The organism is Actinomycetota bacterium (assembly GCA_019347675.1).
Classification (GTDB): Bacteria; Actinomycetota; Nitriliruptoria; order Nitriliruptorales; family JAHWKO01; genus JAHWKW01.
This window is the reverse complement of sequence record JAHWKW010000034.1, coordinates 1-20,737: the sequence shown is the minus strand read 5'-3', so window position 1 is coordinate 20,737 and position 20,737 is coordinate 1. Positions and strand designations below refer to the sequence as shown.

The 20,737-nt window shown below is 69.2% G+C and carries 17 protein-coding genes; 11 read left to right on the top strand and 6 right to left on the bottom strand.

Annotation, left to right across the window (positions count from 1 at the left end; translation table 11 throughout):
• Positions 1 to 225: 225 nt before the first annotated feature.
• The 6 genes from KY462_15690 (at position 226) to KY462_15665 (ending at position 6,098) form a co-directional block, all read left to right on the top strand.
• Positions 226 to 1,533, top strand: coding sequence for an adenylosuccinate synthase (locus KY462_15690; GenBank protein MBW3579142.1), 1,308 nt, complete (start codon positions 226 to 228; stop codon positions 1,531 to 1,533).
• Positions 1,526 to 2,806, top strand: coding sequence for a phosphoribosylamine--glycine ligase (purD, locus tag KY462_15685; protein MBW3579141.1), 1,281 nt, complete (start codon positions 1,526 to 1,528; stop codon positions 2,804 to 2,806). The genes KY462_15690 and purD overlap by 8 nt, the downstream gene beginning before the upstream one ends.
• Before the next feature lie 109 nt (positions 2,807 to 2,915).
• The gene (gene purE / locus KY462_15680) at positions 2,916 to 3,395 is read left to right on the top strand and encodes a 5-(carboxyamino)imidazole ribonucleotide mutase (GenBank protein MBW3579140.1); all 480 of its coding nucleotides are present in this window, start codon (positions 2,916 to 2,918) and stop codon (positions 3,393 to 3,395) included.
• Entirely contained in the window at positions 3,392 to 4,279 is an 888-nt protein-coding gene (locus KY462_15675; GenBank protein MBW3579139.1) for a phosphoribosylaminoimidazolesuccinocarboxamide synthase, read from the top strand. The genes purE and KY462_15675 overlap by 4 nt, the downstream gene beginning before the upstream one ends.
• A 26-nt stretch (positions 4,280 to 4,305) precedes the next feature.
• On the top strand, positions 4,306 to 5,166 hold the full coding sequence (locus KY462_15670; protein ID MBW3579138.1) for a hypothetical protein: 861 nt from the start codon (positions 4,306 to 4,308) through the stop codon (positions 5,164 to 5,166).
• Between the two features lie 146 nt (positions 5,167 to 5,312).
• Positions 5,313 to 6,098 carry a lipoate--protein ligase family protein gene (locus KY462_15665; protein MBW3579137.1) on the top strand — a complete coding sequence of 262 codons (786 nt, stop codon included), beginning with the start codon at positions 5,313 to 5,315 and terminating at the stop codon, positions 6,096 to 6,098.
• A gap of 55 nt (positions 6,099 to 6,153) precedes the next feature.
• Here the strand turns inward: KY462_15665 and KY462_15660 are convergent, their stop codons facing one another.
• Genes KY462_15660 through KY462_15650 form a run of 3 tightly spaced genes read right to left on the bottom strand, consistent with a single transcriptional unit; the run spans position 6,154 to position 12,430 of the window.
• Entirely contained in the window at positions 6,154 to 8,241 is a 2,088-nt protein-coding gene (locus KY462_15660) for a hypothetical protein (protein ID MBW3579136.1), read from the bottom strand.
• The gene (locus tag KY462_15655; protein ID MBW3579135.1) at positions 8,238 to 10,328 is read right to left on the bottom strand and encodes a hypothetical protein; all 2,091 of its coding nucleotides are present in this window, start codon (positions 10,326 to 10,328) and stop codon (positions 8,238 to 8,240) included. Before KY462_15655 ends, KY462_15660 begins: the two co-directional genes overlap by 4 nt.
• Positions 10,325 to 12,430, bottom strand: coding sequence for an ATP-binding protein (locus KY462_15650; GenBank protein MBW3579134.1), 2,106 nt, complete (start codon positions 12,428 to 12,430; stop codon positions 10,325 to 10,327). Before KY462_15650 ends, KY462_15655 begins: the two co-directional genes overlap by 4 nt.
• Before the next feature lie 346 nt (positions 12,431 to 12,776).
• On the opposite strand from KY462_15650, the gene KY462_15645 reads away from it, so the two are divergent.
• The 5 genes from KY462_15645 to tadA all read left to right on the top strand — a co-directional run bounded on the left by KY462_15645 (position 12,777) and on the right by tadA (position 16,730).
• Positions 12,777 to 13,325 carry a hypothetical protein gene (locus tag KY462_15645; GenBank protein MBW3579133.1) on the top strand — a complete coding sequence of 183 codons (549 nt, stop codon included), beginning with the start codon at positions 12,777 to 12,779 and terminating at the stop codon, positions 13,323 to 13,325.
• A 166-nt stretch (positions 13,326 to 13,491) separates the two neighbouring features.
• The gene (locus KY462_15640) at positions 13,492 to 13,722 is read left to right on the top strand and encodes a helix-turn-helix domain-containing protein (GenBank protein ID MBW3579132.1); all 231 of its coding nucleotides are present in this window, start codon (positions 13,492 to 13,494) and stop codon (positions 13,720 to 13,722) included.
• Between the two features lie 109 nt (positions 13,723 to 13,831).
• Positions 13,832 to 14,560, top strand: coding sequence for a Flp pilus assembly protein CpaB (gene cpaB / locus KY462_15635; protein MBW3579131.1), 729 nt, complete (start codon positions 13,832 to 13,834; stop codon positions 14,558 to 14,560).
• 2 nt (positions 14,561 to 14,562) lie between these two features.
• Positions 14,563 to 15,780: a hypothetical protein gene (locus KY462_15630; protein MBW3579130.1), complete on the top strand. Its 1,218-nt coding sequence runs from the start codon at positions 14,563 to 14,565 to the stop codon at positions 15,778 to 15,780.
• Entirely contained in the window at positions 15,777 to 16,730 is a 954-nt protein-coding gene (gene tadA, locus KY462_15625) for a Flp pilus assembly complex ATPase component TadA (GenBank protein MBW3579129.1), read from the top strand. The genes KY462_15630 and tadA overlap by 4 nt, the downstream gene beginning before the upstream one ends.
• Before the next feature lie 134 nt (positions 16,731 to 16,864).
• Here tadA and KY462_15620 read toward each other — a convergent pair whose 3' ends face one another.
• From KY462_15620 to KY462_15610, 3 genes are all read right to left on the bottom strand, one after another.
• Entirely contained in the window at positions 16,865 to 17,725 is an 861-nt protein-coding gene (locus KY462_15620; GenBank protein MBW3579128.1) for an alpha/beta hydrolase, read from the bottom strand.
• Positions 17,726 to 17,755: 30 nt separating this feature from the next.
• Complete coding sequence (locus KY462_15615) at positions 17,756 to 19,327, bottom strand: HD domain-containing protein (protein ID MBW3579127.1); 1,572 nt, start codon at positions 19,325 to 19,327, stop codon at positions 17,756 to 17,758.
• A 998-nt stretch (positions 19,328 to 20,325) separates the two neighbouring features.
• On the bottom strand, positions 20,326 to 20,737 hold a 412-nt coding region (locus tag KY462_15610; protein ID MBW3579126.1), incomplete at its 5' end, for a transcriptional regulator.

Genomic DNA, 20,737 nt, shown 5'->3' with positions numbered 1-20,737 from the left:
AGCTCGATCGCCACCGTCGGTCGCCCCGCACGCCCCATGCCAGCTCCTGGTCGCCACCATCAGCCCGTCACAGGGAATCTACACCCGCCCAGCCATTATTTAGCGTATTTAGCGGACGGCACACTAGGCGACATGCACCCGTGCCGACGCGCGCCGCGACCCGGCGACACGGCCGGCGCACACCTGACGCCGTAGGCTCGTCCCGCCCGCTTCAGAAGGATCCACGTGCCCGCCACGATCATCGTCGGTGCTCAGTGGGGCGACGAGGGGAAAGGCAAGGCCACCGATCTCCTGGCCGACGGGACCGACTTCGTGGTCCGCTACCAGGGGGGGAACAACGCCGGCCACACCGTGGTGGTCGACGACACCGTGCTGAAGCTCCACCTGATCCCGTCGGGGGTGCTCTACCCCCACGTCACCCCGGTGATCGGTGACGGGGTCGTGGTCGATCCCGCCGTCCTGATCGACGAGCTCGACGAGCTCGACGCGCGCGGTCTGGAGGCAGGCCAGCGGCTGAAGGTCTCCGGCAACGCCCACCTGATCATGCCCTACCACCGCGAGCTCGACCTGCTGATCGAGCGGCGACTGGGGAAGGCCAAGCTGGGCACGACCCGCCGTGGCATCGGACCGGCGTACGCCGACAAGGCGTCGCGGGTGGGGTTGCGCTTCCAGGATCTGTTCGACGAGAACATCTTCCGCCAAAAGCTCGATGCCGCCCTCGAGCTGAAGAACCAGATCCTGGCCAAGGTCTACAACCGCCTGCCGATGAACGCCGACGAGATCGCTGAGGAGTACCTCGCCTACGCCGACCGTCTCAAACCCCAGCTCACCGATTCGGTGGCGTTGCTGCACGCGGCGTTGGAGGCCGGCAGGCACGTCATCCTCGAGGGAGCCCAGGGCACGCTCCTGGACCTCGACCACGGCACCTACCCGTTCGTCACCTCGTCGAACCCGGTCGCTGGTGGGGCGCTGACCGGTGCGGGCCTCGGACCCCGACACATCGACCGGGTGATCGGCATCGCCAAGGCGTACGTCACCCGGGTGGGGACCGGCCCGTTCCCCACCGAGCTGACCGACGCGACCGGCGAGCGCCTGGTCGAGGTCGGCGGGGAGTACGGCACCACGACCGGGCGGCGTCGTCGCGCCGGATGGTTCGATGCGGTGCTGGCCCGCTACGCAGCGCGCGTCAACGGGCTGACCGACCTGTTCCTCACCAAGCTCGACGTCCTCAGCGAGTTCGACACGCTCCGGGTCGCGACCGGTTACCGCCACCAGGCGACCGAGTACCGCGACTTCCCCCCACACCAGTCGATCTTCCACCACGCCGAGCCGGTCTACGAGGACCTGCCGGGCTGGCGCGCCGACCTGACCAGCTGCCAGACCTGGGACGACCTGCCGGGCGCCGCCCGCGACTACGTCGATTTCCTCGAGGAGCAGGCCGGCGTCCCGGTCACGTGGGTGTCGGTGGGGCCGGCCCGCCGCCAGACGCTGCTGCGGCGTGACCCGTCCGCGGTCGGGGCGGAGCGTGGCTGACCGGGTGCTGGTGATCGGGTCGGGTGCTCGCGAGCACGCCCTGGCCTGGCGCCTGGCCGGCTCACCGTCGGTCGCCGCGGTCGAGGCCGCGCCCGGCAACCCCGGGATCGAGGAGCTCGGCGCCTGCCACGCCCTCGACCCGCTCCAACCGCTCGCGGTCGCCAGCCTCGCCGAGAAGCGCGCCGTGGACCTGGTCGTGGTCGGCCCGGAAGCGCCGCTCGTCGCCGGCGTCGCCGACGAGTTGCGCCGTCGCGAGATCCCTGTGTTCGGCCCGTCCGCCGCCGCGGCGCGGATCGAAGGGTCCAAGTCGTTCGCGAAGGACGTGATGCAGCGCGCCAGCGTCCCAACCGCCAGGTACGGGGCGTTCACCGACGCCGGCGCCGCTGTCGAAGCGCTCGACGGCTACGACCCGCCCTTCGTGGTCAAGGTCGACGGGCTCGCGGCCGGGAAGGGGGTGGTGATCACCGAAACGCGTGGCGGGGCTATCGACGCGATCGAGGACGCGCTGGTCCGCCAGGTGTTCGGCGAGGGCGGCAGCCGCGTGGTGATCGAGGAGTTCCTGGACGGGCCGGAGGTGTCGGTGTTCGCCGTGTGCGATGGGGACGACGCCGTGCTGCTCCCCCCCAGCCAGGACTTCAAGCGGGCCAACGACGGTGACGAGGGACCCAACACCGGCGGGATGGGCGCCTACACGCCCGTGCCGATCTTCGACCTCGACGACGCCAAGGGTTTGACCGAGACCCTGTTCCGCCCGGTGCTGCGCGAGTTGAGAAGCCGGGGCTGTCCGTACCGGGGTCTGCTGTACGCCGGGTTGGTGCTCACCGACGAGGGGCCCCAGGTGCTGGAGTTCAACTGCCGCTTCGGCGATCCCGAGACCCAGGTGGTGCTCCCCCGGATCGTCAGCGACTTCTACCAGCTCCTCGCCGCGGCGACGGATCCCTCGCGGGGAGTGGCGGGCATCGACGTCGAGTTGTCCGACGACGCCCACGTCACGGTGGTGCTGGCCAGTGGCGGGTACCCCGGCCGGTACGACGTCGGTTTCCCGATCGCCGGGCTCGGTGACGTCGCGGCGCCGCACCCGGACGTGGTGGTGTTCCACGCCGGGACCCGACGCGTTGACGGCGAGCTTGTCACCGCAGGAGGGCGGGTGCTGTCTGTGACCGCGCGGGGCGCCGACGTCGCCGCCGCGCGGGCTGCCGCCTACGCTGCCGCGGATCGCATCGCGTGGGACGGTCTGCATCGCCGTGACGACATCGCCGCCGGCGTGCGGTAACGGCGAGAACGAGCTGCCACCGCTGGTGTGCGTGGCCCGCGGGACGCGACCGCGCGTGGGCGCCGAACGTGAGGAGGTCAAGGTGGGAACCCCCCTGGTTGGGATCGTGATGGGGTCGCAGTCCGACATGGACGTCATGCGTCGGGCAGGCGACGCGCTGGAGGAGTTCGACGTGGCCTACACCATCCAGGTCACGTCCGCGCACCGCAACCCCGACGAGGTCGCCGCCTGGGCCAAGGAAGCCGTGGACGCCGGGTACCGGGTGCTGATCGCCGGGGCGGGGCGCGCTGCGCACTTGCCGGGGGTCGTCGCGGCGCACACCCCCCTGCCGGTGATCGGCGTCCCGATCCTGTCCGCGCACCTGGGCGGCGCCGACAGCCTGTACTCGATCGTGCAGATGCCTCCCGGCGTGCCCGTGGCCACGGTCGGCCTGGATGCCGCACGCAACGCCGGGCTGCTGGCCGTCCAGATCCTCGCCACCGGCGACGAAGGACTCCGCGACCGGTTCGTCGCGTACAAGCGGCGTCTGGCGGAGGAGTCGCGGCGCCCCAGGCAGAGTGTCGGGTTCACCGCGGGGGGTGGGCGGTGAGCCTCGAGGGGCTCACACACCTGCGCTCGGGGAAGGTCCGCGACCTGTACGCGGTCGGTGAGGACCGTCTCCTGCTCGTCGCCTCCGACCGGGTGTCCACGTTCGACTGCGTCCACCCCACACCGATCCCCGACAAGGGCAAGGTGCTGACCGGACTGTCACAGTTCTGGTTCGACCGCACCCGCGACATGGTCGGCAACCACCTGATCTCCACATCGGTCGACGACTTCCCGCCACAGACGCAGGCACACGCCGACGCGCTCAGGGGCCGCACCATGCTCGTGCGACGCACCGAGGTGATCCCGTTCGAGTGCGTCGCTCGCGGCTACCTCACCGGATCGGGGCTGAAGGAGTACACCGCCTCCGGCCGGGTGTGCGGCATCCCTCTGCCCCAGGGGCTCGGTGAGGCATCCGAGCTGCCCGAGCCGATCTTCACGCCGGCGACCAAGGTCGAAGACGGCCACGACCAGAACGTGACCTTCGAGTACATGGCCGGTGAGCTCGGCACTGCGCTGGCCGGCGAGCTGCGTGAGCTGACGTTGGGCCTGTACCGGTTCGGCCGGGATCTGGCGCTCGAGCAGGGCATCATCCTGGCAGACACCAAGTACGAGTTCGGACTGGCAGACGGCCAGGCGATCCTGATCGACGAGGTGATGACGCCCGACTCGTCGCGCTACTGGCCAGCGGAGGGCTACACCCCCGGCACACCACAGCCGTCGTTCGACAAGCAGTACGTCCGCGACTACGCCGCATCGACCGGGTGGGACAAGACCCCGCCCGCGCCCGAGCTCCCCGATGAGGTCGTGGCACGCACGCGTGAGAAGTACGTCGAGGCCTACGAACGCATCACCGGCGAGACGTTCGACGAGTGGCTACGACGCTAGGGTCCACAGGACCGGACAGGAAACCCATGCCAACGCCGTATCGGTTCGCGGTCGTCCTCGTCGCGCTCGCCGCCGTCACCGCGGCTTGCGGCCGCAGCGACGGCGGGAACCCGGCCGCGATGATCGCCGCCATTCCCGATCGCGTCGCGGACGCCGGCAGCGCCCGCTTCACCATGGAGGTGACGATGCGGTCGCAGGACCTGCCCGGAGGCTCGGCGACGATCACCGGAGACGGCCAGGGCCGGTTCGATCGCCAGCTGATGCACATGACGATGGACATGGGTGACGTGTTGCAACGCATGCCGGGAGCTGCGGGCAACGGTTCCGTCGAGATGATCCTCGACGGTGACATGATGTACATGCGGATGCCGTTCCTCGAGCCGATGCTGCCCGCCGGCAAGCCTTGGGTCGCCATGGACCTCGAAACGGTCGGTGAGCAAGCGGGCGTCGACCTGCGCGCCCTGATGCAGGCCAGCCAGAACAACGACCCGACCTCGACGCTGGAGATGCTCCGTGGCGCCTCAGAGGGCGACGTCGAGGTCGTGGGGCAGGAGGATGTCCGTGGCGTACCGACGACCCACTACCGCGCCACCATCGACCTGGACAAGGCGCTGGAGGCGGCGCCCGAGGACGCAGCCGATCAGATCCGCGCGTTGATGCAGCAGCCTGGCGTCCCCGGCCGTCTACCCGTCGAGGTCTGGATCGACGAGGATGGGCTGCTGCGCCGCTACGTCCAGACGATCGAGATGACGGTCGAGGGTACGGATCAGCCGGTCGGCCAGAACCTCACGATGGAGATGTTCGACTACGGCGTCCAGGTCGACGTCGAGCCTCCGCCGGCCGAGCAGACGATCGACGTGCGCGAGTTGACCCGCCCAGCAGCCTGACCTCACCGGCCGTATACCCTGCCGTGTACGCGCGCGGCAATCGGCGCAGGGGTGCGGACCGTGGACCGCGCCCAGCGGCGACGCTACGGTCACCTGACGTGAGCGGTTCGGAGCCTGATCGCCCATCGGCTCGGTCGGGCCAGACCTTGCCGACGCGCCGGCGCGTCCAACTGGTCGGTGGCACGTACGAGCCCTGGCCCAGCTACGACACCGCGCTGACGCGGGCGCTGCTTCTGCGGGTGTCATCGGGCGACGCGCCAGAGACCATGCGGCTGTACCAGCCACAGGCCACCGTCTGGTTCTCCCGACACGACAGGCAGCGTCCGGGGTTCGCATCTGCATCTCTGCGCGCGCGGGCGGCCGGTTTCGCGGTCGGGGAGCGCTTGGCGGGGAGCGTCACGGTCGCGGCGCACGACGGCTGCGTGATGTTCGACCACTGCGTCCCCGACCAGCAACCGCAGCGCCATGAGACCCAACGGTTCGTGGAGAGTTCAGCGATCGTGGCTGCTTGCCTCCGCGGCATCGGTATCGACGCCAGGATCGGGGAGATCGAAGGTGAACCGAGCCCGGGGCCCTACAGCGTGAACGCCCGCGGAGCGGTGAAGTTGGCGACGCTCGGGTACCGGTCGGTGGCGGGTGCGTCGCTGATCAGCGGCATCCTGGTCGTGCGGAACAGCGAGCAGCTGCGGGACGTGTTGATCGAGGTCAACGACGCCTTGGGGATCGACTGGGATCCGCGGACACTGGGCAGCATCGAGGACGAGATCGGCGAAGCTGACACCGCCGCCGTCGGTGACGCGCTGGTCGAGGAGATCGAGAGTCGGATGGTTGCGGTCGAGGGCAGCTTCGAGGATGGGAGCCTCGCGCTCGCCACCGCCCTCCAGCCGGAACATGTCGACCCGGACGACGCAGGCGAGGCGGGGCGCATGTAGCAGCTGTCCGACCGATCCGAGGCCGAAGACGAGATCTTTGCGGACGTCGAGCCCGTCACCTCGCCTGTACGACGCCTGGCAGCGACGCCGCCACGGTTGTCCCCGCATCGCCGCTCGACACCACATGCAGCCGCCCGCCGAGGGAGTGGAGTCGGTCGGTGATGTTGGTGATGCCTTGGCCGTACGGCGTCGTGGTGGTGTCGAAGCCGGTGCCGTCGTCGGTCACGGCGAAGGTGAGGTCGCGGTCGGTGTCGGTCAGGGTGACGGCGGCGTGGGTGGCCTGGGCGTGCTTCGCGACGTTGTTGAGCGCCTCGAGCACGCAGAAGTAGACCGCCGCTTCGACCTCTTGCGGGTACCGGCCGATGCCGTCGGCGGTGACGGTGACGGGGATCGCGGCTTTGCGGGCCTGTGCGGCCAGTGCGGCGGGTAGTCCTTCGGCGGCCAGCAGCGGTGGATAGATGCCGTGTGCCAGCTCCCGCAGCGTGGTCACCGCATCCTCGGCGTCAGCGGCGACCTGCTCGACCAGCGCCGCGGTCCTGGGCGCGTCTTCGCGTTCGGCCAGGGTTTTGGCCATGCCCAGCTTGATCCTCAACGCCACCAGCTGCTGCTGGGCGCCATCGTGCAGATCGCGTTCCAGGCGGCGGCGCTCGGCGTCCTGGGCGGCCACCAGGCGCCGGCGCGACTCGCCCAGCTCCTCCAGGCGCGCCACCAGGTCAGCCGTCAACTGCACGTTGCGGACCACCAGCCCGGCCTGGGACGCCAGATCGTCGACCAGCTTTTGCTCGGTGGGCGTGACGGGCTCGCCACGTTTCTTGGTGACCGTCAACGCCCCCAGCAGCTGGCCCTGGTGGGTCACCGGCACGGCGACATCCACCTCGGCGAAGGTCGGTAACGACCCATCGGCGCCCACCACCGGCACGAAGTCGGGTGCGGCGTCCGACGGCCACGACGCGGCCGTGCGCATCTGCCCGCCCGCTTTGAGCCACACCTGAGCACGAGCAGCACCGGTGCCGTCGGCCAGCAGACGTGCCATCTGCTCCAGGGTCGCGTCGGTGGCGACCGTCTCGCCCAGGTGCGCCGAGAACCGTGACAGGACCTCGTAGGGGGTGGCGCGCTTGCCGTAGACCAGCCGGTTGGCCAACTTCGTGAGGCGTTCGCGGACGGGCTGGAACGCCACCGCCACCAGCGCCGTCGCCACGATCGACAGCGCGAGGTTCGGGTCGTCGCCGGCGCCGATCAGCGTGCCGACACCCACGACGATCGCCACGTAGATCCCGGTGATGAACGCCGCCAGGCCACCGAAGACCAGCGTCCGCGAGATCACGAGGTCGATGTCGTACAGGCGGTACCGCAGGATGGCCGCCCCGGCCGCCAGCGGCAGCGCCGCTGTGGCGACGTCGTCGACGACGGGGAGCCGCTGGCCCGTCACCGCATCGATCACGGCGTGCAGCGCCAAGGACGCTACGACCAGGACCCCGGCGAACACCACCAGCTTGATCCGCTGGCGGTCGTCCGCCTGCGAACGGCGGTACCGGATGACCAGCGACACCGCGGAGCAGACCGCACCGGCGAATACGACCGGGATGAACGCCATTAGCGGCCCACCGTCGTCGAGGTCGACCATCCACCGCACGCCGATCGGGTTCGGGAGCGACACGTCGCCTCCCGCCAGGTCGAGGACCGGGTCCAGCATCGACCCCAGGGCCGTGATCGCCGTCGCGAGGCCGACGAACCACAGCGGTCGGCGCCACCGGGGGGACAGCGGCCGGCCGTCGGGGAAGAGCGCCAGCACGAACACGAAACTCATCGTGAGCCAGGGGATCCAGAACCACTCCCCGTACCAGGCTCCCACGGTCGGACCCGGGAGGCCGGGGCGGGTCACGGTCGCGTACCGTGCGTACTCCTCGCTGGCCACGTGCAGCGCCCAAAGAGTGCCCGATGCCAGGAACAGCCAGCCGATGCGGTGGCGAGGATGACGCGAGACGATCATCCAACCGACCACGGCGAACACCACGACCGGCACCGAGCCGGAGATCTGGAGGAGCGAACCGCGACCGTTCGCCAACGCAAGAGCCTGTCCGGTCGCATCTGCCAGGACCACGACGACGAACAGCAACGAGGCGAGCGATCGACGATGGCTCATGGGGCCACCTTCCGGTCGGTGAGTACGCGACCTCCGATCGTCGTCCCCTCTCCGGGCGCCGAGCGGATCTCGGCTTCACCGCCGAGGGCGTGGAGTCGGTCGGTGATGTTGGTGATGCCTTGGCCGTACGGCGTCGTGGCGGCGCGGAATCCGGTGCCGTCGTCGGTGACGGCGAAGGTGAGGTCGCCGTCGGTGTCGGTCAGGGTGACGGTGGCGTGGGTTGCGTTGGCGTATTTGGCGGTGTTGTTCAGGGCCTCGAGCACGCAGAAGTAGACCGCCGCTTCGACCTCCTGCGGATAGCGGCCGATGCCGTCGGCGGTGACGGTGACGCGGATCGCGGCCTTGCGGGCCTGGCCCTGCAACGCGACCGCGAGCCCTTCGGCGGCCAGCAGCGGCGGATAGATCCCGTGCGCCAGCTCCCGCAGGGTCGCCACCGCATCGTCCGCATCGCCGGCGACCTGCCCGACCAACGCCGCCGTCCTGGGCGCCTGCTCACGTTCGGCCAGGGTCTTGGCGATGCCGAGCTTGATCTTCAACGCCACCAGCTGCTGCTGCGCCCCGTCGTGAAGGTCACGCTCCAGCCGGCGGCGCTCGTCGTCCTGGGCGGCCACCAGGCGCCGGCGCGACTCGCGCAGTTCTTCGAGACGGGCGAGCAAGTCGGCGGTCAGCTGCACGTTCTTGAGCACCAGCCCCGCCTGGGCGGCCAGCTGCTCGACCAGCTTGTGCTCGGTCGGGTTGATGCTCTCGCCACGTTTCTTGGTGAGCGTCAACGCCCCCAGCAGCTGATCCTGATGGCCGATCGGCACGGCGAGATCGACCTGGGCGAACTCCGGCAGCGACCCATCATCAGCCACCACCGGGGCGAGGTCCGGGGCCGCATCCGACGGCCAGGACGCCGCGGTGCGCATCTGCCCACCCGCCTTCAACCACACCTGCGCCCGCGCCGCCCCCGTGCCCTCCGCCAACAGGCGCGCCATCTGCTCGAGCGTCTGCTCAGTCGCCACCGTCTCGCCCAGATGCGATGAGAACCGGCTCAGCACCTCGTAGGGGGTGGCGCGCTTTCCGTAGACCAGCCGGTTCGCGACTTTGGTGAGGCGTTCGCGGACGGGCTGGAACGCCACCGCGACCAGCGCGGTCGCGACGATCGACAGCGCGAGGTTCGGGTCGTCGCCGGCGCCGATGAGGGTGCCGACCCCCACAACGATCGCCACGTAGATCCCCGTGATGAACGCCGCCAGACCGGCGAAGATCAGCGTCCGCGAGATGACCACGTCGATGTCGTAGAGGCGGTACTTGAAGATCGCCACGCCGATCGCCACGGGCAGCGACAAGAAGATGAGGCTGAACATGACCGGTGAGACGATCGGCACGGTCTCGAAGGGCATCGACAGGGGGATCAGCGCGACGGCGAAGACGAACCACTTGAGCTGGAGTCGCTCTTCGCCGCGTGATCTCCGGTACCGGATCACCAGGGACAGGAATGCGGCGACCACCGATGCGAGGAAGACGACGAAGAGCGCGCCCGCGGTGGACACGTCCTGGAAGTGCGGGAAACCCTCGACGCCGATGGGGTTGTCGATGACGAGGTCTGGGTTCTCCTGGCCGACCAACTTCGCGGCAAGCATCCCGTCAATGCTGATGATGGCGAGATCGACAGTGACGATCCACACCAGCCAGCGCCAGCGTCTGGAGAGCAGACGACCGGTCGGGAACAGCAACGGTGTGAAGACGAAGAGCAAGCTCAGGAGCGGGATCCACAGCCAGGCGTTCAGCCAAAAGCCGAGGACGGCAAGGGCGTCGTGTTGGCCGTGCGTTACCGCGTACTCGCCGTACGCGCCGAGGCTGAACGTCGACGCGACGATCGCGATCGCGGCGAACAGCCATCCCATCGGGTTGGTCGGATGGCGCCGGACGAGCATGGCCGCCAGCACCGCGAAGCCGAGCAACGACAGCCCGAGGACCACCGTCTCTTCGAGATCGGCGCGTAGCGTCCCGGTTCGGTGCTGCAGCGATGCCGAGAGCAGCCACGAGAAGACGTAGACGCTCAGGATGGTTACCGGAGCAATTCGCCGCAGAACATCGCTCATGCGATACCTACTTTCGAGGCCACCGGGGTCGTCACGGTCCCGGTCACGGTGGTCCCATGGCCGGATTCGGACGTGATGGCGATCGCGCCGGCGAGGGCGTGGAGGCGGTCGGTCATGTTGGTCAGGCCGTGGCCGCGGGGTGTGGTGGCCGGGTCGAACCCGACCCCGTCGTCGACGACGGTGAAGGTGAGGTCGCCGTTCCTCTGGGCCAGCGTGACCGTGGCCTTGCTGGCGTGGGCGTACTTCGCGACGTTGTTGAGCGCCTCGAGCACGCAGAAGTAGACCGCCGCCTCGATCTCCTGCGGGTAGCGGCCGATCCCGTCCGCGACCACCTGCACGGGGATGGCGGCCTTGCGCGCCTGGGTGGTGAGCGCGGCGGGCAGGCCTTCGGCGGCCAGCAGCGGCGGATAGATCCCGTGCGCCAGCTCCCGCAGGGTCTGGACCGCGTCGTCGGCATCGGCCGACAGCCCGTCGACGACCTTCGCGGTCTTGGTCGCCTGTTCGCGTTCGGCCAGCGTTTTGGCGATCCCGAGCTTGATCTTCAACGCCACCAGCTGCTGCTGGGCGCCGTCGTGCAGATCGCGCTCCAGCCGGCGCCGCTCCTCATCCTGGGCCGCCACCAGACGCCGCCGCGACTCCCCCAACTCCTCCAACCGAGCCAACAGATCCGCGGTCAGCTGCACGTTGCGCACCACCAGACCCGCCTGGGCTGCCAGGTCGTCGATCAGCTTCTGCTCGGTTGGGGTGACGCCCTCCCCGCGCTTCTTCGTGATGGTCAGGGCGCCGAGCACCTCGTCGTGGTGCACGATCGGCACCGCCACATCGACCTCAGCGAACGCCGGCAACGACCCATCGTCGGCCACCACCGGCGTGAAGTCCGGGGCCGCGTCCGCCGGCCACGACGCCGCGGTGCGCATCTGCCCGGCCGCCTTGAGCCACACCTGCGCCCGCGCCGCGCCCGCCCCGTCAGCCAGCAACCGGGCCATGCGCTCCAACGTCTGCTCGGTGGCCACGGTCTCGCCCAGGTGCGACGAGAACCTGCTCAGCACCTCGTAGGGGGTGGCCCGCTTGCCGAACACCAGACGGTTGGCGACCTTCGTCAGCCGTTCGCGCACCGGCTGGAACGCCACCGCCACCAACGCGGTCGCCACAATCGACAGCGCAAGGTTTGGTTCGTCACCCGCGCCGATCAGCGTGCCGACGCCAACGACGATCGCGACGTAGATCCCGGTGATGAACGCCGCCAACCCGGCGAACACCACCGTCTTGGAGATCACGACGTCGATGTCGTACAACCCGTGGCGGAGGATCGCCGTGCCGATCGATGCGGGCAGCAGAGTGATGCCGATGACGAACAGGAGCCCGCCGGCGTCCACGCCGAGCTTCGTCAGGGCAGCTCCGAGAGCCGGAAGGCCGGCCGCCACGGCGATCGCGTAGGCGAGCACCTTCATCTGCTGGCGCGCACGACCTCTCGACCGTCGGTACCGCAGGATGACGACGACCGGCGTGAGGACAACGACCGGGGCGATTGACAGCGCGGCTGTCTCGAAGAAGCCGTGCACGGTCGGGCCGACCCACTGTGCTACCGGGTTGTCGAGGACGACGGGCGCGTGTAGGGACCCGACGCGCACGGTCTGACTCAGGACAACAGCCAACGCGGCGCACGCGAGCCCGAACACGCCGAGCCAGAACGGCCACGCCCACCGCGGCGACAGAGGACGGCCATCGGGGAACAGGTGCAGCACGAGCAGTATCAGCCCGCCCGACATCCCCCAGCCGAGAGGACCGAAGGCGGCGAGGGTGCCAGCTGCGGCGAAGCGCATGCCGCGCTCCACAACGAGGTACGCGACGAACTCCACCGAGGCGTACGACAGCGCCGCGAAGAGCGCGACCCCGAGCAGGAGCCACCCGACCGGGTTACGTGGGTGGCGTGACGCGACGAGTGCGCCGATGACCGCGATCGCGAGGTAGGCCACAAGGAGCGCGACCGACTCCACGGATCTGTCGAACCCGAGCGTGTCGGTGAGGACGTTCCCGATCGCCAGGAGCGTGAACACGAGACCGACCAGCGTCCAGGCGGCGGTACGCGAGAACCGTGTCACCGAACGACCTCCTCCGCAGGGATGGCGGGAGAAGATCGCCTCGACGCCATCGGCGGCCAACTCGAGATCGTCTCCCGCAAGGCGGCCACAGCACGCTGTGCCGCCCGTTCCACGGTGGTCGTCCGTGCGCGCGTTCGTGGCGTGTCACGTGTGCTTCGGGCGAGTGCGACCAGCCGGAACAGGCGGTGAGGAGGGGCCGTCTCCACAGGCGGTCCAGATCCGGGGGCTGTCCGATGACAGCCGGCGGCGGATGATGCAGTATGCGCCCCGTCCGTGCCACCGAAACGGCATCTCTCGGGCGGTCCGGATCGGATCGAGCGCTGTCCGCACGCCAGGAGCGGGACCAGTGAGTGATTGGCGCGATGACCCGGCGCTGCGCGGCCTCGCCAGGGAGCTGCGGGAGCGGATCGGCGCCGAGTACCGCTTCGACGCCGAAGACGGCGAACGACTGGCGGCCCAGGCGTCCCTGCGGGCACGGTCACTCCACGATGTTCTGGTCCACCTGCGCAGCCGTGGTGACACGGTCGCGGTTGGGCTGGGAGACCACGTCTTGATGGGCGCGGTGGTGTTCGTCGGGACCGACTACCTGCGGCTCCGGACCGGCGCCGGTTCCGTCGACGTCCGGTTGGACCAGCCCCTGGCCCTGCGCGTGGTCGAACGGGCCCGTTCCGGGGGGACAGGACGGAGCGACGGCGCGGCGACGTTCCGTGCCCGGCTGCTGCAGCTCGAGCTGGACAGGGCCGCCGTGCAGCTCGACACGGCCGTCGTGGGGGACGTCCTGCGGGGACGGCTGAAAGCCGTGGGCCGCGATCACGCGCTGCTGCACGCGCTGGACGATCAGGAGTGGGTCATCCCGTTCGTGGCGATCCGGAGCGTCACCCACGCTGACCGGTGACGCCCCGTCCGTGGCGAAGCGGGCCGAAACGAGGCTGACCGGTGACGGCGATCCCGGTATCCCCGTCGTCAGTACCAGCTGAACCGTCTTGCATCTTCTTAGGCCGCGTTGTAGCGTTTTGGCGCGCAGCGGGTCGCGCTCTTCATGGATAGGAGATCAGCGAGTGATGGTGGCCGACGAGTACCCCCCGGTCCTGGATGCGGCGATGGTGTCCGAGCTGCTCGGCATGAACATCGACACGGTTCGCCGGCTGTCACGGGAAGGGATCCTGCCCGCCCACCGCGTCCCGGGCGGTCGCACCTTCAAGTACCTGCGCGACGAGCTGCTGGAGTGGCTGGCCGCACAGCCAGCCAACAACCCGGCCGATGCGACCGCCGAAGAGGACGTCCACAGCTGATCGTGCGGGCCGCCACACGACTGCGTGCCCACGGGTAGTGTCCTGCGCCGCCATCGCCGGCGGCTCGAAGCGGTACCGGTGGGTATCGCGAGATCACGGAGGGATGGGGATGTCGCTGCTCGACGAGACGGCTGTCTCAGCGGCCGGGGAAGCCGTCCTCACCAGACCGCACCGTCGGACGCTGACCAGCCGGCTGTCTGTCGGCCACGTGCTGATGCTCGTCGCCGGGTTGCTCGCCGCGGTCACGAACTTCGCGCTTCTGCGTGCCGGAGACGCCAGCGTCCGCGCCGCGGTCGCCGCGAACGACCTCCTTCCCGGCCAGGCGCTCAGCTCGGACGCACTGACGTTCACCGACGTCGACGTCGGTGACGACGTGGCCAGTTCGCTGATCGGCCCGCACGACGGTGAGGGGTTGATCGGCAGCGTGCTCGTGAACCACATCGCAGCCGGGGAGCTGATCACACGCACCGACCTGCGGGCGCCTGCCGCCGCCAGCGGCCTGCGCGCCATGAGCATCCCGCTGGACGCTGCACACGCCGTCGGCGGGGCGCTTCGGCCCGGTGACCGTGTCGACGTGGTCGAGGTCCGCGACGGCGTCGCCCGCTACATCGCCGTGTCGGTGGAGGTCCTGGCGGTGTCCGATCAGTCCGCCGGCGCGATCGGCGGCCTCGGCGCGTACAGCGTGACCGTGGCGGTCGACGCTGACACCGCCCTGGCCCTCGCCGCCGCACTGAACGCCGGATCACTGGAGCTGGTCCGATCGACGGGCTCCGACGAGGCCACGGTCGGGGCGACGTCGCGACCGCGCGGCTCCAGCGACGGCGCGCCGGAGGAATAGCGGTGGGCGAGCCGGAGATCGCGATCGTCGTCTCACCGCGCGACTGGGCCGAGCGGCTGCACCGGTTCGTCGCCGACCACGGCGGTGCTCGTGTGCGCGCCCGTGTCCTCGACGCGCGCGAAGCGCTCGACGACGACTACCTCGTCATGGTCGCCGAGGATCTGACCTCCTTCCTCACCCCCCGACTCGTGGCGGAGTTGCGGCGCCGCGACCGGCGCGTGCTCGGGGTCTACGACCCCGCCGAGCCGTGGGGCCGTGAGCGCCTAGCCGAAGTCGGCGCCGACGAGGTGATCGAGCTCACCGCCGCACCGGAAGAGTTCCTCCGCGTCATCGAGGCCCTGGCGGCGTCCGTCCGACTCGACGAGGCCTTGGCGAAGCTGACCGAGGACCCTGGCCAGCCTCCGCCGCCTGAACCTTCGGTGTCGAACCGCCCCGCACGCGGGCGCATCACCGTGGTCGGCGGTCCGGCGGGCGGCGTGGGGATCACCGAGGTCGCCATCGCACTGGGAGCGGCGGCGCGAGACCGCGGCTGCAAGGCCGTGGTGGTCGACGCCGACGAGCAGACCCCCAGCGTGGCGCAGCGCCTGGGACTCCCCCTGCACCCCAACCTGCGCACCGCCGTGGACGCGGTCGAGCAGCGCGTCGGCCGCCTCATCGACGCGCTCACAGCTGAAAGCGACGCGGGGCTGGAGGTGCTGTGCGGGCTGGCCAACCCCAGGGACTGGTCGGAACTGCGTGCAGACGAGGTCGTCGAGGTGATGCGTGCACTCGCCGGCTTCCGGGACCCCGTCGTGGTGAACATCGGCCACGCCATCGAGGACCTGACCGGCTTCGGTGCCTCACCGCGCTTCGGAGTCAGCCGGGCACTGCTGGGAGTCGCCGACGCGCTCGTCGGTGTGGGGGCCCCAACCCCTGTCGGGATCGCACGCCTGATCGAGTGGATCGCCGAGGTACGGGCGGTGGCGCCGAAGACGTCGCTGGCTGTGGCAATAAACCGCGCACCCACCGGCCGGTTCAAGTGCGGTGAGCTCGAGGAAGAGATCTGTCGCACCGTCGACACGCAGACGCTCGTGTTCCTGCCTGAGGACCGCCGCGTGCACGATGCCGCGTGGAACGGGTCGCTGGTTGCGGTCGGCCCCTGGACCAAGGCGGTCACCGTCCTGGTCGACCATGTGTTGCCCACCGACGTGGCCGCAACGGTGGGGGCGGTGACGCCATGACCGCCAACGCCTACGACGACATCCGCCGTGACGTCCTGTCGCGGATCGAACGTGATCGGCTCGATCCGGCGGACGGCGACGGGATCCGCCGGCTGGTCGCGCGGACGGTCGAGTCGTACCAGACCCGCGCGCACCTCGGGGGCGGGCGGGCGTTGCACGACCCCGGCGACATGGCCGGCCGCATCCTGCGGTCGATCACGGAGTTCGGGCCGCTGTCGGAGCTGTTCACCCGCACGGACGTCGAGGAGATATTCCTCGAAGGTTCACGCGCGACCTACATCGACCACAGCGGACGGCTGCAGGGCTTGCCCGTGCCCACCACCGAACAGGAGAACCGCCAGGTCGTCGACCGCCTGCTCGCCGCGACCCAACGCCACCTCGACGCCAAGAGCCCGATCGTCCAGGCTCGCGTGCTCGACGGCAAGGCGCGTCTCACCGCCGCGATCCCGCCGATCGCCGACCACCTGTCCGCCACGATCCGTCGCCACACGCTGCGCAAGGAATCCATCCAGTCCATGGTCGAGCGCGGCTCGCTCACCGCCGCCGCGGCAGGGTTCCTGTGGGCGTGCATGCAGACCACCACCAGCGTGGTGGTGTCCGGACCTCCCGGCTCGGGGAAGACCTCGATCCTGTCGGCGATGGTCGGCGCGATCCCCTCCAACCACTGCGTGCGCTGCTGCGAGGAGATCCGTGAGCTGTACGTCCCGCTCACGCACGGGGCGTACTACGAGGCCCGCCCTCCCGCCATGGACGGCAGTGGAGAGGTCACTCTCCGGGACCTGGTGAAGTTCGTCCTGACGAACTTTGACTTTCCGTACCCGTCAGTGCAGGCCGCACGACCTGGGCCGACATCATCGCTTTCACCCTGCCCGCGCTGTCTGGTCGTCGGCTGGGTCCTCGGCAGCCGGGCCGAGCGCGTTCGGTGGCGTCGCTGGGCACGTTGGAACTGATCAGCGACGCTCACGGCAACCGTGGTTTCGGGCGCGTCAGAGGCGAAGCGGTGCCGCGCGTAGCGAACAGCCTCGATCGTTTCGGGTCACTGTGGTCGAGTGCCGTGGTCCGTGGCCGCAACCTGGTGGTTCGTTCACGCCTTCCGCGACGCGATGAATTCAAGGACGCCCCGGTTGAACACGTCGGGGTGTGAGTCGAACATGCCGTGGTGGGCGCCCTCGATGTCGAGGCGCTGAACGTCCTGGAGCCACTTCTCGAGGCATCCCACGATCGCGTGCAGGACGCGGGGGGATTCGGTTCCGGTGACGAGCAGCGTGGGGACATGGATCGAGCGCACGTCGTCAGCGGTGAGGGGTGGAAAGCCGGCTTCGAGCTGGGCCTTCATCGCGGGGAGGTTGTGCAGCATCATGGGCACGAATCGGTCGAGATCCTCCTCCGACATGCCGTTGCCGCTGCCGAAGGTGCGGATCGCAAGCTCGTCGTCCCCGCGTTCCATCGCCTTAAAGGCGGGACGCATGACCGTCGCGCCGAACTTCATCATGTTGATCGCGGTCCTCGGGTCTCGCAGCAGGAGACCGAACACCTGGGATGGCCCTGGTGGGAAGGTCAGTCCGAGTACGGCGAATGCCGCGGGCTCACACAGCACGACCGAACGCAGCAGCCGGGGGTAGCGGTGGGCGATCAGAAGGCCTCCGAATCCTCCCGGGGAGGAGTGGCCGACCAAGTGCACTGGTCCATCGTCGATCAGGCGGATGAATGCGGCGAGGTCATCGACGTGGTTGTCGAGGCTGATCTCTTCGCCCTCGCGCGGCTTGTCGTTGGGCCACGACCCGCGGCAACTCACGAAGATTGCACGATGTGTGGCTCCAAAGGCATCGACCTGCTTGTCCCACACACGCTGGTCCGCCGCACCTCCGTGGACGAAGACGACTGGGTCGCCGGTGCCCTGTTCGATGTAGTCGAGCGTGGTTCCGTTGACGGTCGCGGTCGGCATCTGTCGTCTCCTGATGGACTTATTCCGACGCTACGACTGGGCCCGTCCGTCAACCATTGGGAGTTCTCCCCATGTCACCATGCCGTGCTGCATCGCGAACAGGGTGGTGGCGGCACGGCTTGACACGCCCATCTTGGCGTAGGCGTTCTGGATGTGGCGGTCGGCCGTCTTGCTGGTGATACCCAGCGCCGCTGCCACCTGCTTGGTCATGAACCCGCGGGCGATCAGCACCACGACCTCGGCTTCACGCTCAGTGAGCCCTGCCGGCCGTTCCAGTCGGGGCGCCCGGAGGCCGGCCGCCTCCACCACAGCAGCCGTCGCATCCGGGTCCAGCAGGCCTTTCTTGACCTGTTCCGCCACGACCTCGGAGGCCTGGTCCGGCGTCCGAGACTCATGGTGTGCTCGTGGTTCGCACATCGCATGGAAGGCATCGGCCGCGGCAAGCAGGCGAGCTGCCATCGGTTGGCCCGCAGGAGGGGACCCTCGGTGGTATCCCGAGCCGTCCATGCGTTCGTGATGGCCAGCCGCAACGGGTGCGAGGGGTGACAGGAACGTCGAGCGCGACAGCACCCGTTCGGTGTTGTAGGGGTGGAGGCGAACCTGCTCCCACTCGTCTGCGCTGAGGGGCCCGGCGTTGGCCCAGATTGAGGCGGCCACTGCGACACGCCCAAGGTCGTGGACGAGCCCGGCGCGGTGGACCTGAACTGGGTCCTCGCCACAGTTGTCGGCGGCATCCCTGGCCAGTTCGGCCACGCCCATCGAGTGACCGGTCAGCCACGGCGAAACGAGGTCGGCGAACCGCGCCGTGGCCGCGAGTCCACGGTCGATCCCTTCGCCGGTCAGGGTTCCGGGTGGGCCGGGCTCGAGGGCCAGGACTTCGTCCCATGCCGAGGATGCCGGATCGAGCTCGAGGATGTCATCGCGATGCCCCACCAGGCAGTCCGTGATCGAGGGATCGAGCCCGTGACCTCCGTGCTCGGCGACCCGCTGGGTGGCGAACTCGATCCCTCCCAGATGGCGCTGGAGTGCGGCGTCGACGGCAACGACCACGATGCGCATGGGCAGGGGGATGTCCTCCTTCGAGGCCCGCCGGAGGATCGTCCGGCCGTCCCACCGTTCGTTCTTGTAGAAGAACAGCTCCTGGACCTGGGGCGGTGCACCGGTCTGCGTGGCGAGCATCCCGGCAACCTCGCAGTTTGCTGCGTTCGACTCCTTGGCGTTCCGTGCCAGTCGAGGGAGCCGTTGGGCCACCTGCGCCACCTTCCCGAGACCGGAGGCATCCGGATTTGGGATGTTGCGCAGGAAGGCCGGGAACGCCTCCCGCGCGGGGCCGTACATGATCGGGTTGAGGTTCTCGGTGATCGAGCCCCCGAACAGTTCGGCGGCCAGGTGGACATCGGTGGTGCAGCCGGCGTGCTGGAGCAGTGAGGCGTAGTAGGTCAGCCGCCGGGTCTCCAGGTCGACACCGAGCTCGTGGGCAAGGCGCATCGCGATGATCGTGGTGTGCAGGCCGTGTTCGAAGGGGAACCCCATGCCCAGATCGGTGGCAAGGCACAGTGTGCCGATGATCTCGGCGGTCCGGACCTGCTCTGAGAAGTCCACCCAGCCTCGTCCCACGCTCCACCATGAACCTAGACCGTCGGTGGCGGGCATGCGGCCATTGCGCCGGCCTCAGCTCTCGTCCGCAACTTGTGCGCAGAGGTCCAGAAACGAGCCTGCCCCACCAACGCGGATCAGCCATCCCTCGGCCGTCGTCTGTTCGCCGGTGACGTGCTCGGCAGCCGTGGCTTTGTGCGGCCTCAACTCAGAGTCCGGCGCGTCCTCGACGCGCATAATCGTCGCGTCCCAACCCGGCAAGGTCCGCAGTGGTGCGGCCTGATAACTAGGCGTAGGAGCGAACTCCTTGTGCGTCGAGGGCGCGCGAGAATCCCGGTTGCAGGCGGTCGCCGGTGCGACGTCAGGGGTCGGGAGTGCACGCAACCGGCCTGCCGAACACCTATCCGTCACGTAGCGTGCACTCCCGAGGCGGTCCTCCGCCGATGAGGATCGGCGCTACTTGACGTCAGCGGCGATGCTCGCGACGGTGCTACCGGCGAGCTCCGACCAGGCGAGCTCTTCGAGTTGGCTGTCCGATGAGATTCAACGTCTACGGTCGCTATGAGCTCGATGTCGAGTGCCGTAACAACGGATGGGTCGTCTACCGTTGTGGCGCAGGAAAGCGTCGCGAAGATCCTTCCATCTTCATCCCGTCCGGCATTCCAGAACACGAGATCGTAGGGTTTCTGGAAGACCTGCTCCATGAAGAAGGCCATCCAGGCGGTGCCATTCGCCGCGTCAGGTAACGACCGTTCCGTTCCGCTCAGATCGGCACCAGGGCGGGTCGCCGCGATATCTGCCGCGCGCGCCAAGGTGCGCGCCGGCGGACCTGATGGTGCGCGGTACAACCCCGGGAAGGCCCGCGGTGGGGAGGTGCCCGGCGGGGGGTAGGGCCGCACTCGACAGCGGCGGGTCGTGGGCACATCGGCTCAGACGGCGGGTCGGGGTCAGGACCTTGGCCGGGGAGGTGAGGTGCTCGGAGGCCACGAGTTGCGAGAGTGGTCTCACGGCGCCTTTGGGGAGTTGCTGGCTTTGCGGGCCGCAGCGGGGGTGGTGTGGCCTGCGAAGCTGCTGCGGTGGTTCCAGGTGGGCAGCTGTCTGGCGAGATCCGTGGGGCCGTGGACGGTGATGTGGCCGGACCGGATGGCCTGGTCCCATTCGATGGCTCCGGCGTGCCAGCGGGCGAGGCTGAGCGGGTCGGCCTCGACGACGAGGTCTTCTTGGTGGCCGGGAGGTTTGAGGCACACCTCAGCATCAGGACGTTCGAACAGCAGCCAGTAGCGGCGCCGCCGTACGGGCTGGTCGTCGAAGACGAACTTGACGACCACGCGGTGGTCGGGGAGTCGGTCGGTTGCCAGCGAGTTGGTGGTCCACGACCACAGCACGACATCGGGGTTGGCGTGGCTCGGCTGGATC

What these genes read in the sequence shown, in the direction of transcription:
- KY462_15670 (MBW3579138.1), top strand. Translation starts at nt 4,306, where the DNA reads ATGCCAACGCCGTATCGGTTCGCGGTCGTCCTCGTCGCGCTCGCCGCC.
- purE (MBW3579140.1), top strand. Translation starts at nt 2,916, where the DNA reads ATGGGGTCGCAGTCCGACATGGACGTCATGCGTCGGGCAGGCGACGCG.
- KY462_15660 (MBW3579136.1), bottom strand. Translation starts at nt 8,241, where the DNA reads ATGAGCCATCGTCGATCGCTCGCCTCGTTGCTGTTCGTCGTCGTGGTC.
- tadA (MBW3579129.1), top strand. Translation starts at nt 15,777, where the DNA reads ATGACCGCCAACGCCTACGACGACATCCGCCGTGACGTCCTGTCGCGG.
- KY462_15655 (MBW3579135.1), bottom strand. Translation starts at nt 10,328, where the DNA reads ATGAGCGATGTTCTGCGGCGAATTGCTCCGGTAACCATCCTGAGCGTC.
- cpaB (MBW3579131.1), top strand. Translation starts at nt 13,832, where the DNA reads ATGTCGCTGCTCGACGAGACGGCTGTCTCAGCGGCCGGGGAAGCCGTC.
- KY462_15640 (MBW3579132.1), top strand. Translation starts at nt 13,492, where the DNA reads ATGGTGGCCGACGAGTACCCCCCGGTCCTGGATGCGGCGATGGTGTCC.
- KY462_15620 (MBW3579128.1), bottom strand. Translation starts at nt 17,725, where the DNA reads ATGCCGACCGCGACCGTCAACGGAACCACGCTCGACTACATCGAACAG.